This window comes from Akkermansia sp. JRP_AM1, from assembly GCF_049262625.1.
Lineage (GTDB): Bacteria > Verrucomicrobiota > Verrucomicrobiia > Verrucomicrobiales > Akkermansiaceae > Akkermansia > Akkermansia massiliensis.
The window spans coordinates 1,867,220-1,879,728 of sequence record NZ_CP118234.1 but is presented as its reverse complement, the minus strand read 5'-3'; the positions used below and the strand labels follow the sequence as shown (position 1 = coordinate 1,879,728).

The following is a 12,509-nucleotide window of genomic DNA, read 5'->3' as shown; positions in this document are numbered from 1 at the left end:
AATGAAACCTGTAGGCAGTGAATAAGGAGAATCAGGAGTTAACGGGGCATTCAGCCTTCATGGCTTCCACGCATTCCCGGATGAGGTCCGGCCCGCGGTAAATGAACCCTGTGTAGAGTTGCACCAGGCTGGCCCCGACCTTGATTTTCGCGACGGCGTCCGCGCCGCTCATGATGCCGCCTACGCCAATGATCGGGATGCGCCCCTTCAATTCGGAGGCGAACGCTCCAATGACTTCCGTAGACCGCGCCGTCAACGGCGCGCCGGACAGGCCGCCGGCTTCTTCACGGCGCGGGCTGGCTTCCACCCCGGCCCGGGAAAGCGTGGTGTTCGTGGCAATGAGGCCGTCCAGGCCTTCATCCAGGAAAACGCGGCTGAGTTCCGCAATTTGCTCATCCGTCACATCCGGCGCCACCTTCATGAAAATGGGCACATTGCGTCCGGTTTCCACAGCCAGGTTGGACTGCTCCGATTTCAGGGATGCCAGCAGGCGCGCGGCGGGTTCGGCCGCCTGAAGGTCGCGCAGTCCGGGCGTGTTGGGAGAAGAGAAGTTGATGGCAATGTAATCCGCCACGGGCCATGCCGCACGCAGGCAGGTCAGGTAGTCCTGGGCCGCATCTTCATTGGGCGTCACCTTGTTTTTTCCGATGTTAACTCCCAGGACGCCATGAAAACGGGTGGCGGAGCGGATGTTCTCCACTCCGGCGGCAATGCCTTCATTGTTGAATCCCATCCGGTTGATAATGGCCTGCTGGGGAATCAGGCGGAACAGGCGGGGTTTGTCATTGCCCGGCTGCGGCCGCGGCGTCAGCGTGCCTACTTCCACAAAGCCGAACCCGGCCTGGCCGAAGGCGTTCACCGTATCCGCCTCCTTGTCCATTCCGGCGGCGAGACCCACACGGTTGGGGAATTTCATCCCCAGGATTTCCACGGGGTCGGAAGGAACCTCCCCCATCAGAAGGGGCAGTACGCGCATCTTTTCTGCCAGGCGCAGCCCCCACAAGGTCACTTTGTGGGCGGTTTCCGGATTCATCTGGAACAGTACACTTTTAGCGGCGGAATATAAGGCGGGTGACACGATGCGGGGAGTGTATCACACCCTCCTTTAGGGTCAAGAATGGGAAGCGTCTTGCCGGGATGATTTTATCCGGTACAATTCCCTGCCATGAACAGGAAGGAACGCCTCTCATCCTGCCGGCTATACGGCATCGCGGATATGGGATATACCGCTGAACATCAATTAATCTCCGTTACGGAAAAATTGCTGGCGGGCGGTCTGGGCATCCTCCAGCTCAGGGCGAAAAACCATGATCCGGAACATATCGCGCGCATGGGTAGCCGGCTTGCCCCGCTGTGCCGCGAATACGGCTGTCTTTTCATCATCAACGACTATCCTGAAATTGCCCTGGGCACAGGGGCGGACGGCGTCCATCTGGGCCAGGACGACGGGGAACTGGCTCCCGTGCGGGCCATGCTGGGGGCGAACGCCATCATCGGGCGTTCCACGCACAGCCCGGAACAGGCTCTGGGCGCGTTCCGGGAGCGGGCGGACTACATCGGATTCGGCCCCTTGTTTCCCACGGGCACCAAGCCGGGAAGGCCGGCGATCGGCCTGGAAGACATTGCAGGCGTGCGGCGGCAATTGCCGGAAGAGTTTCCCGTCTTCTGCATCGGAGGCATTAATGGAAACACGCTGCCCTCCGTTCTGGAGGCGGGAGCAAGCAGGGTCGTCATCGTTTCCTGGCTGCTTACACACCCGGATATAACGGAAACGGTCGCGGCGCTTAGAAAAAGACTGGGAGAAGCGTGAGGAAAGACGCGCCTTCCCGGGTATTGCATTCCACTTCCGCGGTTACCCCTGTCTTTCCTCTACCTCCGGAGAAAGAGCCGGACGGGAAATCAGCAGGACCGCCGTATCTACAATCATTTGCAGGATGCGGTCCTGATCCTTCATCCACGGCTCCTTGTCATGAAGTTCCAGCCGTGTGACGTATTTCCCCAGCGTGGCATGGAAAATGGAACTCATGATATGTATGTGCCAGGATATGGAAAGCTCATCGTCCCATGGGCAGAATCGGCGAACCCTCAACGTCATCTCCCGGATGAGCGGAGCATAGAATTCATCGTAAATCTTCCTTCCCAGGTATTCCGGTTCCTGGGGCAGCCGCCACAGCAGGCGCGCGTGATCCGGACCGCCCAGATTTTTATCCAGCAGCAAACGGAAAGCGGGCTCAATGAAGGCACGGGCATACGCCCTGAGGGACGGATGAAGGTCCGCTTCTTTCAGCATTTTCATGCGCTCCTCCATCAGGGGTTCCGCATATTGCCTGAAAACGGCCAGGTACAGTCCTTCCTTGTTTTCAAAGTAGTAAACAATGGAGGCCAGATTCACCCCTGCTTCAGAGGCAATCGCCCTCATGGTCACTCCGTCAAATCCCCTGAGGGCAAAAAGTTTCTGCGCGGCACGGAGAATTTTACCGCTGGTTTCCGCAGAGCGGTCCGACTGGGATTTGCGGATGGAAGCCATCGTTTCAAAAGATCAAACGGTGCTGCCGCTTAGCGGGAGGAACGGCTTGAACCAGCGGCTTTCACCAACTGTTCCATGTCCTGGGAAGACTGGATGGGCTTGCCGTCCTTATCCACCAGAATCATCGTAGGGATGCCGCGCGGAGCCACCTTCTTGGCAAGCTCCGTCAAATCCTGCCTCAGCAGGATGGGCCAGGGCATGTTGTTGGCGGCGGCCCATTTCTGGGCGGCTTCCAGGTTCTGGTCCAGATTGCACATGATCACTTCCACATCCGGGTTGTCCTTCACCGCCTTGTTGTAGGCCTCCACGCTGTGGGGCGCATTCCGGCAGCACGGGCCGCACCAGCTTGCGCTGAAATACAGGATGAAATGCCCGGGATTCAGCTTCCCGTCCTTCTTTTCAAGCTTGCCGTTTTCCAGCATGTAGGTTTTCCCCTTCATTTCCTCCGCCACGGGGCCGGACGGCACGGAGGACCATTCCGCAACAGGCTTGCCTATCACTTCCTTGTGTTCCTCCAGCCACGCGCGGTCTTCCTCGGAAAGCTTTTCCAACGGCATGGTGATGGGCTTTTTGGCCGTAGTTACCAGCTTGACGGTCTTCATGTTCAAGGCAATAGGACGTGCCTCCACCGTACTGCCCGTGCTTTTATTCGTCCAAATGCGGAGGGACGGATCCTCCGACGCTCCGGGAGCGTCCGCAAAACAGAAGGAGGAACCCGCTACGAATGCGGACACCAGCAGAATACGCCAGGGGGAAAATTTCATGCGCATAACGCTGATATACTACTTCTTACCTTCCATGTCGAGAAGCTGATTCCAAAATCTGCCTTGCCTGCGCGTGCCCAGGATCGCGGCGCAGGGCTTCCGCGGCGGCGGCGGCGGCGTCACGGTACCGTCCGTTGCGGTAAAGCATCACCGCCAGCGTGAACGGAATATCCGCATTCTCCTTGTCCAGGGAGGAACAGTTTTCCAGGTCCTGAAGAGCCTGTTCCAGCCGTCCCACCTTTTCATTCAGCAGGGCGCGGTTGAACAGGGCACGGATGAAGGAGGGTTCTATTTTCAGAGCTTCATTAAAGGATTCCAGCGCGCCCGGCTCATCGTTGTTTTCAATCTGGCCCAGGCCCAGCAGATACCACAGATTGGCATCCTTCGGAGCCAGCCGCACGGCCTCCCTCATCTGGTCCACCGCCTCCCCGCTGCGGCCCTGGGAGGCCAGGAAAACGGCATAATCCCGGTGCACCACGGAAGAGGTGGCATCCCATTTCAAAGCCTTGGCAAACCACTGTTCTGCCGCCTTCGCATCCTTGCGGCTGATGGCTATCTGGGCCAGCTTCATCGCCCCGGACGGCTGGTCCGCCTGGTGCAGGGCGGCGGCGGTCAGCTCCTTCATGCCGGGGCTGTCCGGCGGCAGGGAATCCCGGAGGGCCCACTCCGCCTGCAGGCGCACTACCTTGAAGGGATCATTGAGCAGTTTGCCCGCGGCGGGATTGCCCGCACGGCCCATCACCTTGGCGGCGGCGGCGCGCGTCAGGGAGTCCGGATCCTTGACCGCCGCTGCAGCCAGCTCCTGAACGGCAGGTTCATGCGCCCAGGCATCCATCAGATCCAGCAGCGTCGCGCGCCATGCGCCCACTTCCTCCCGCTTGAAGCATTCCATCAGGAGGGGCAGCACATCCTCCCGCCCTTCATAGGCACGCTGCACGGCCCGGGTGCGGTCCCTGTACTGCGCCATCTTGGGCTTGGCCCCGTAATATTTTTCCACCGCTTGCGCGGCCCATTCATTACTCTTTTCCCGGTGGCACATGGTACAGGCATTCGGAATGCCCAGCTCCACGCTCAGGAGGGGATCGGGAGAATTGAAGGAATGGTCCCTGCGCGGATCGCGGGCCATGTACAGGCTTTCCGGCATGTGGCATTCCACACAGCGGGCGCCCATGCTGGACTGCGGACACGGCGTATGCCTGGCCATGTCAATGACGGGGGCTTTTACGCCGTTTACCGCCTCCCCGGTGCCGTGGCACCGCAGGCAGAGCGTGTTATCCTCCTGCGGAAGCTTCAGCGTTCCCGTATGCGGGTCATGGCAGTCCAGGCAGGTGACGCCCGCCTTGCCCATGCGGCTCAGGCGCAGCCCGGTTTCGCAATAATCCTCATCCCTCTGCATGCCGTTGGGCCAGAAAACGCCGGGCTGTACGGGAAGCACGAGCTGGAAATGGTTGTCAAAACGGTCGCCAACGGCAAAATCGTGATCGAATTCATCCCGCCGGGCATGGCAGGACGCGCAGTTGTCGTGAATTTGCTCCGGCGTCAGCTTGTTTTTGGTGGAAATCATGCATCCCGTTCCCGCCTCCGGCTTATCCAGCAAGGGGCCGTGGCACTGGATGCAGGTCACGCCGGGTTCTGTCCAGGTGGAGGCATAGCGGTCCTTGACCGGATCATAATTTTTATGGAACAGGGACATGTGGCACCACGCGCACTGCGTGTTCCAGTTCATGCCGCGGCCCGTCCAGTGCCCCCAGTCCCCTGGTTGCCGGGCATCCTTGCCAAAGATATCAAACCATTCCTTGCGGTTCACGTCCCACGCGGCGCTCAGGGTATGATAACCGCCGTCCTTGGCGGGAACCAGGTACTGCACCAGGGGGATTCTCCCCGTGGCCCAGTCCGCGCGCCAGGAGGTTGAGGACTGGCCGTCATGCACCATGCGCCCCTCTGCATTTGTGGAGAATTGAAGAATGCTGCCGTGGGCGTTCAGCTTCATGTTATGGAACGCCTCAGATTCCCACTGGTCCCCCAGCTTGCGGAACGCCCAGGCGTGATCCGATCCGGCCCACTGCCGGAATTCCTTTTCATGGCAAGCCCCGCACTGCATGGAGATGGGAACTTCATTCTGGTCCCAGTGCTCGCTGCCGCCTGAGAAAACGGCCGGCTGGGCCTCCGCGCCGGAACGCCGGTCCATCCATGCCTTCATCATCGTGCCTACCCCGATCAGCGCCCCAAGAACAACAAGGAGAACAACCCACTTTTTCATGGAGGGGCGTTTCATGGAAGCATCGGCGGACTCAGGTTGGGACATGACGGAAAATATTCTGCCATATCATACGCGCTCCACCAAGGAACTTTTGCACAAAGCAACGCGGTTCCGGCGCATTCCCGCCTGAGTCCCGCGGATTATTCCTCTTCTTCCAAAGCTTCCTCCCGCATCAGTGGAGTAATCCGGGTTACGGTGCAGCGTTCCACACCGCCGTTCTCCGTCCGGGTCACCTTGAATTCCAGGCCGCGGTAGCCCACAGTGTCCCCTTCCTCCGCCGGAGCTTCCAGCAGATTGAGAATCAGGCCGCCCACAGTATCGATTTCCTCACTCTGCAAGTCCATGTCCATGGCTTCCCCCAGCTCCTCAATACGGGCGAGTCCGGACACGTCGCAGGAGAAGCCCACTGCGTCCCGCGGCAGGTCTGTCAATACTCTGATGCGGCCGCGGTCCCAGCCCATCACCTCGGAAAACACGTCCGTCAGGGTCAGCAGGCCGGAGGTTCCCCCATGCTCGTCCAGAATGATGGCAAGGCGCACATTGTCCTTCCTCATGATCTCCACCACGTTGTCAAACTTCACCGTCTTGGGCACCTTGGGAATGGCGTGGATGTATTCGGACGTCAGGGCCTTCCCGCGCAGCATGATGCGGAACAGGTCACGGGCATGCACCATGCCCACCACGTGGTCCAGGTCCCCGCGGTAGACAGGGTAGCGGGTACGGCGGGTGCGGCGCACGATTTCCCTTATCTGCTCATGCCCAGCTCTTTCCGGAATGGCGTCTATCCTGACGCGCGGAGTCATGACCTGGTGAACATACAGGTCTTCCAGGTCAAACAGGCCGTCCATGATGCGGCCGGATTCCTGCGGCAGGGCGCCGTTTTCATGGCTTTCCTCAATGATGTACTGAAGTTCTTCCGCAGAATGGTAATGGGATTTGGATTCATTCCTGTCCACGCCCAGCAGCCTCAGGAAGAAGTTGCCCAGGGTGTTCATGCCCACCACCAGCGGATACAGGCAGAGCTGAATCACGTACATGGGCATCGTAATGATGAGGCAGAGCTTCGTGGCGTACTGGAGGGAAAGAGCCTTGGGCACCATTTCCCCGAGCACGATGTGCAGGTACGTCAGCACCGCTACGGACAGAACGCTGGCTGCGCCATGCGCCACCAGCCAGGAGGCCCAGCCGTACTGGGCCAGCCATTCGTGGAGCCATCTGGCCACGGCATGCTCCCCGTACATGCCCAGCCCCAGGCTGGCGAATGTGATGCCGAGCTGGGCCGTGGCAATGTAGCGGTCCTGCAAACGGGGCGTTTTCAATATCTGGGAAACACGGCGCGCCACCATGTTGCCGGACGCCCCCATTTGCTCAAGAGCCGCGCGGGGCGCGCCAAGCAGCGCAAATTCCGCGGCCACAAACAGGCCGTTCAGTACAATCAGCAGCAGAATAATAAAAATCGTCATCATGATTCCACCCCGCTTTCCATGGCAGGTTCATCCTCCTTTTTCTCCGGAGGCAACAGAAGGATGGAGGAAACGCGGTTGTGGTCCATCTTTTCCACCACCAGCACGCGCCCCGCAATAATCAGGCGGTCCCCCTCCTTCGGAATGCAGGACATGTGCTTGATCACGCAGCCGCCCACTGTGGTGGCGCCGTTCATCAGGAAGGGCACCAGGCATTCCGCCTTATGGGCGCGCATCATGCCGGGAATACGCACGGAACCGTCCGGCAGGTATTCCACCTTTTCCCCGGAGCGGATGAATTCCTCATCAATATCCCCCACCATTTCACCCAGCAGCCGTTCCAGCGTCACCAGCCCCACGAACTTGCCGTACTCATCCAGCACAAAGGCTTCCTTGGCCTTGTCCTCCCGCAGACGAGACATCAGCATCTCCACCGTCTGCATCTCCATCACGCACGGCACCTGCCGCAGCATGGAGCGCAGGGGGGCAGAACACCCTTTTCCGCATACGCGGCCACCATGTCCTTGATGTGCAGCATGCCGATGACGGCCTCCCGGTTTCCTTCATACACCGGAATATGGGTATGGGGCCTGTCCGCAATCATGTTCAGAATATCCTCCTGGGTAGCGTCCACATCCAGGCAGACGAGCTGGAAACGGGGAATCATGATCTGCTCCACCGTACGTTCCGCCAGGGAAAGCGCGCTGTGCAGCCGTTCGTGTTCATCCTCCTCCAGCATGCCGCCCTGGTGGCTTTCATCCAGCAGCATGTTGATCTCCTGCTGGGAGTGGATGTGCTGGTGGCCTCCGGGGGGCAGACGGAACAGTTTAAGCAGCAGAAGACCGCTTCCGTTCAGGAAGTCAATGAACCATGCGAAGAAGGTCAGCGTCCAGCGCATGGGGTAATACGTGTACAGGGCCGCCTGCTTGGGAAACTGCAGCGCCAGGGACTTGGGCATCAGTTCCCCCAGAATCACCTGCAGGACCGTCAGGACGACCAGCACTACAATGGCGGCTACGGAATTGGCCATCACGGAATCCATGCCGCCAAACCGTTCAAACAGGGGGAGCAGGTAGGCGGACAGTTCCACCTGGCCGTACGCACCCAGAATCAGGCTGGAAATGGTAATGCCGAACTGGCAGGCCGCAATGTAGCGGTCCAGTTCCTTCGTGTTTTCCAAAATCCTCAGCAAATGGGCAGCCACCTTGCTGCCGCCTTCCGCCATCTCCCGGATCATGTTGCGGCGCACGCTCACCGCTGCGAATTCTGCGGCAACGTAAAAGGCGTTGACCAGAATCAGGAAAAGAATAACGAAGATGATAAAAAGAATCATGTATGGCGGGGGTGTCCGTAAAACGCAACGGGCATCCGCATCATAGGAACCAAAAAAATCCTGTCAAGAACGGGAAACAAAAAAATCTGCCATGCGGACCGCGCACTTCATTCCTCCAGCATTGCTTCCCGCCCTTCTTCCATGATAGGCTGGGGAATGCCTTCTATCCGCTTTTTGCTGCTTCCACTGCTTCTTTTCAACCTTTGCGTGGCCTCCATGCCGGAAACGCAGCCGCCTTTCAGCGGCCAGTCCATGGAACGTCTGGCTTCCCTGCTGGACATCCCCTCCACTTCCGGAGCGGAAGCCCCCCTCCAGCAATTCTGGCTCAAGCACGTGGCGCCCCTGGCGGACAGTTCCGGCACGGACGCGCATCAAAATGCCTGGGCTACGTTCCGCAGCCCGGACCCGGACGCACCGGAATTGCTGATAGACGCCCATGCCGACGAAGTGGGCGTTGTCATTGCAGGCATCACTCCGTCCGGCTTTCTGAAAGTAAGGCCCGTCGGCTTTCCGGACTTCCAGTCCATGCTTTCCTGCCCTTACCGTTTTGACGGGGAACACGGCCCCGTCACCGCCTTTGCCGGGGCGGTTCCCGGCTGGTGGCTGAACCGCGAGCCCCTTCCGGCAGGAGGGGAATACATCCTGTTTGACGCAGGGGCATCCAGCGCGGAGGAAGCACGGGAAATGGGCTTGAGCGTCGGCCGGCGCGGCGTTCCCTCCACCAAGCCGGAATTGCTGCACGGCACGCGCCTGATGGCCCACGGCCTGGACTGCCGCCTCAATTCCTTCATGCTGATGGAGCTGGCCTCCTTCCTGTCCCGGCACAAAAAAGACCTGAAATACCACGTCACGCTCCTTTCCTCCTCCCAGGAAGAAACAGGGCTGGCAGGAGCCACGGCGTATTGCGGCAGGAACCGTCCCAAACTAGCTATTGTTATTGACTGCACGCTGGATACCGTCCAGCTGGACGACCTGCCGCCCCGTGAAGAAAACGAGCGATTGAGCCGCCAGGCCATGGGGGAAGGCCCCGTCATTTTTACTCATGACAAAATTTTTTACCAGCCTATCACTGCCCAACTGCTCCAACTGGCGGAAGAACACGGGATTCCGTTCCAGAAGGACGCCGCTTTCCCGCCCGGCATGGCCAATTTCGTCCCCGTCAAGCTTTACGGCGGCCACGCCGCTTTTCTGGGCCCCCCCATCCGCTACATGCATTCTCCCCGGGAGCTGGCGGACCTGAAGGAAGTGAAAGCCACGCTGGATCTGCTGGGCCGCTTTCTGTGCACGCCTCCTTCTGCTGAAGTGAAAACGGCGTCCGTGCAGAAAAAGGAACATCCCTGACGTCCCGCAGGAATGCCGTACGGCAAAAAAATCTTCTTACGGAAGGAACGGCAATAACGCAGGCGCGAATCCAGCCCGCGGTCCAGAAACATACCGCTGCAAAAACAAAACCGCCTTCCGGTTTCTTCCGCAGCCTGTTCTCCTTGGCTGCCTGATTTTTCCCGGCTCCTCCCTGAAACAGCAAAAAAACATCCGGAAGATCACGCGAACAGCCCTTCCCTTCTTACAGTCAACCCCCCCCTTAAACAATCAAACAGCCCCGCTCCCGGAACAAACCGGAAACGGGGCTGGAAGTTTAAAGGCTCAATGGAAAAACCGTTATTCCGTGATGCCGGCGGCTTCCGCTTCGGCTGCCTTGGCGTCGCGCAGAGCGGCGCGCACGGACATCTTCACACGGCCCTTGTCGTCGATGCCGATGCACTTGGCAGTCACCACGTCTCCCACGCTAACGACGTCTTCCGTCTTGGCGGTGCGGCCTTCGGCCAGCTCGGAGATGTGAATCAGGCCGTCCTTGCCGGGAAGCACTTCCATGAACGCGCCGAAGGTGGTCGTGGAAACAATCTTGCCGGTGTACAGTTCACCGATTTCAATGGTCTTGAACATGCGGGTGACCAGTTCCAGCGCACGGTCCAGGCCTTCCTGCTTGGAGGCGTAGATGTGCACGGTGCCGTCTTCCTCAATGTTGATGTCGGCGCCGGATTCAGCCTGGATGGCCTTGATGTTCTTGCCGCCGGGGCCAATCAGCTCGCCAATGCGGTCGGCGGGAATCTTGGTGGTCTCAATGCGGGAAGCATTCGGGCTCATCTGGGCCGGAGCCGCAATGGCGTCATTCATGACTTTCAGCACGTCCGTGCGTCCGGCCTTCGCCACGTGGATGGCTTCTTCCAGAATGGAGAGGGGGATGCCGGGCAGCTTGAGGTCCAGCTGGTAGCCCGTCACGCCTTCAGACGTGCCGCAAAGCTTGAAGTCCATGTCACCGTAGAAGTCTTCGGAACCGATGATGTCCAGAAGGGTCTTGTACGTGGTGATTTCATGCTGGTCATTCTGTTCCGTCACCAGGCCCACGGAAATGCCCGCCACGGGGCGCTTGAGGGGCACGCCGGCCGCCAGCAGGGACATCGTGCCCGCGCAGACGGAAGCCATGGAGGTGGAACCGTTGGATTCCATGATTTCAGAAGAAATGCGGATGGCGTACGGGAATTCCTGTTCACTCGGGACAACCGGAGCGATGGAACGTTCCGCCAGGGCGCCATGGCCGATTTCACGACGGTTCTGACCGCCGAAACGACCGGTATCGCCCACGGAGAAGGGCGGGAAGTTGTAGTGCAGGATGAAGCGCTTTTCATTCACGCTGCCCGTGTAGTTGTCCATGTACTGGCGTTCTTCCATCGGAGCGAGCGTCGCCAGGCAGAGGGACATGGTTTCACCGCGGGCAAACATCGCGGAGCCGTGCACCACGGAGGGCAGCACGTTGATTTCCGCGGTCAGGGGGCGCAGTTCCTTGAGGGCGCGGCCGTCGGCGCGCTTGTCCTTGTCCATGATGGAGATGCGGAAGGCCTTCTTCTGAATGTATTCAAAGACCTGTTCCACGTCAAAATCGGTAGCTTCCGGATGGCGTTCCTTGATGGCGGCTTCCACTTCGTCGCGCAGGGCTCCCACCTTCTTCTGGCGTTCCACCTTGGAGGCGGCATAGATGGCGTCTTCAATGCGGTCACCGGCGATTTCATAGCCGATTTCCAGCAGTTCCGGCTTGGCAAGGCAGAGTTCGTAGGAACGCTTTTCCTTGCCGCAGACGGCGCGGAGCTCTTCCTGCTTTTCGCAAAGAACCTTCACGTTTTCCTGAGCCAGGCGCAGGGCGGCGATGAAGTCTTCTTCCGGCAGTTCGTTGGCGGAACCTTCAATCATGATCACCTGGTCCTTCGTCCCGGCAAACACCAGGTCAAGCTGGCTGTTTTCACGCTGGGAATTGGTCGGGTTGATGATGAACTGGCCGTCAACGCGGCCCACGCGGACGGCGCCCACGGGTTCGGCAAAGGGGAGGTCGGAAACGACGCAGGCGGCGGAAGCGCCGTTGATGCTCAGAATGTCCGGTTCATTTTCACCGTCGGCGGAAAGCAGAAGGGTGATCACCTGCGTATCATAGAAGTAGCCCTTGGGGAACATCGGGCGCAGGGGGCGGTCCGTCATGCGGCACGTCAGGATTTCCTTTTCCGTGGGGCGGCCTTCACGCTTGAAGTAACCGCCGGGGAACATGCCCGCGGCAGCGGCCTTTTCCTTGTATTCCACGGACAGGGGGAAGAAGGTCTGGCCTTCCTTGACTTTGGTGGCGCTCACCACGGTCACGAGAACGACGGTATCGCCGCTGCGGACGACAACCGCGCCGTCTGCCAGACGGGCCATTTTTCCGGTTTCAATCGTGATGGGATTCGTACCAACGTTGCATTCAACTGAATGTATGCTCATTATATTTCTTGTCTTTCAGTCACCCGCAGCCTCATCAGCCCATTCAGACCGGCTCCGGGCGGGAAGCCTGAATGGCGTCAGGTACGGGCAGTGCCTCAGGAAGAGTGTTATCCGCAGCAGCCTTTTCCCAAAAATAAAGGGGAACACTGTCCGCGCGGCAGGGCGCACATCCCAGATGGATCAAACGCTCCGGCCCAGTCTTACCGGCTTGACAGCCTGTGAAAATCCGAAAATTTCTCAAGGCATGCCCGACAGAAACGCACCGGGAAACGAGTCCCCGAACGTCGGATGCCAGCATAAGCCCTGTCAAGGAGAATGCAAGCAAATAGTTTGATAGCCCCGCTGTTCCGTGCTTTTC

At 59.3% G+C, this 12,509-nt stretch carries 10 protein-coding genes; 2 read left to right on the top strand and 8 right to left on the bottom strand.

The genetic code is table 11. The features are described from left to right. Positions 1-31: 31 nt before the first annotated feature. Entirely contained in the window at positions 32-1,078 is a 1,047-nt protein-coding gene (locus tag PVA48_RS08955; RefSeq protein WP_102728468.1) for a quinone-dependent dihydroorotate dehydrogenase, read from the bottom strand. A gap of 87 nt (positions 1,079-1,165) precedes the next feature. Between PVA48_RS08955 and thiE the strand changes: the two genes are divergently transcribed. Beyond that, on the top strand, positions 1,166-1,810 hold the full coding sequence (thiE, locus tag PVA48_RS08950; RefSeq protein ID WP_102728467.1) for a thiamine phosphate synthase: 645 nt from the start codon (positions 1,166-1,168) through the stop codon (positions 1,808-1,810). 42 nt (positions 1,811-1,852) lie between these two features. Here the strand turns inward: thiE and PVA48_RS08945 are convergent, their stop codons facing one another. From PVA48_RS08945 to PVA48_RS08920, 6 genes are all read right to left on the bottom strand, one after another. Beyond that, entirely contained in the window at positions 1,853-2,527 is a 675-nt protein-coding gene (locus PVA48_RS08945; protein ID WP_022396574.1) for a TetR/AcrR family transcriptional regulator, read from the bottom strand. Between the two features lie 29 nt (positions 2,528-2,556). Further along, positions 2,557-3,297: a thioredoxin-like domain-containing protein gene (locus PVA48_RS08940; RefSeq protein WP_022396573.1), complete on the bottom strand. Its 741-nt coding sequence runs from the start codon at positions 3,295-3,297 to the stop codon at positions 2,557-2,559. Between the two features lie 19 nt (positions 3,298-3,316). Further along, positions 3,317-5,596 carry a tetratricopeptide repeat protein gene (locus PVA48_RS08935; protein ID WP_102728466.1) on the bottom strand — a complete coding sequence of 760 codons (2,280 nt, stop codon included), beginning with the start codon at positions 5,594-5,596 and terminating at the stop codon, positions 3,317-3,319. A gap of 95 nt (positions 5,597-5,691) precedes the next feature. Continuing rightward, positions 5,692-7,017 carry a hemolysin family protein gene (locus tag PVA48_RS08930; RefSeq protein ID WP_102728465.1) on the bottom strand — a complete coding sequence of 442 codons (1,326 nt, stop codon included), beginning with the start codon at positions 7,015-7,017 and terminating at the stop codon, positions 5,692-5,694. Further along, positions 7,014-7,487, bottom strand: a complete 474-nt coding sequence (locus tag PVA48_RS08925; protein ID WP_423231618.1) for a transporter associated domain-containing protein — start codon at positions 7,485-7,487, stop codon at positions 7,014-7,016. The genes PVA48_RS08930 and PVA48_RS08925 overlap by 4 nt, the downstream gene beginning before the upstream one ends. Next, complete coding sequence (locus PVA48_RS08920) at positions 7,463-8,347, bottom strand: hemolysin family protein (RefSeq protein WP_423231617.1); 885 nt, start codon at positions 8,345-8,347, stop codon at positions 7,463-7,465. The genes PVA48_RS08925 and PVA48_RS08920 overlap by 25 nt, the downstream gene beginning before the upstream one ends. A 174-nt stretch (positions 8,348-8,521) precedes the next feature. On the opposite strand from PVA48_RS08920, the gene PVA48_RS08915 reads away from it, so the two are divergent. Then, positions 8,522-9,688, top strand: coding sequence for a hypothetical protein (locus tag PVA48_RS08915; protein WP_418177666.1), 1,167 nt, complete (start codon positions 8,522-8,524; stop codon positions 9,686-9,688). Positions 9,689-10,006: 318 nt separating this feature from the next. On the opposite strand, the gene PVA48_RS08910 is transcribed toward PVA48_RS08915, so the two are convergent. Continuing rightward, a complete protein-coding gene (locus tag PVA48_RS08910) occupies positions 10,007-12,151 on the bottom strand; it encodes a polyribonucleotide nucleotidyltransferase (protein ID WP_423231616.1) in 2,145 nt (714 codons plus the stop codon). Positions 12,152-12,509 lie beyond the last annotated feature (358 nt).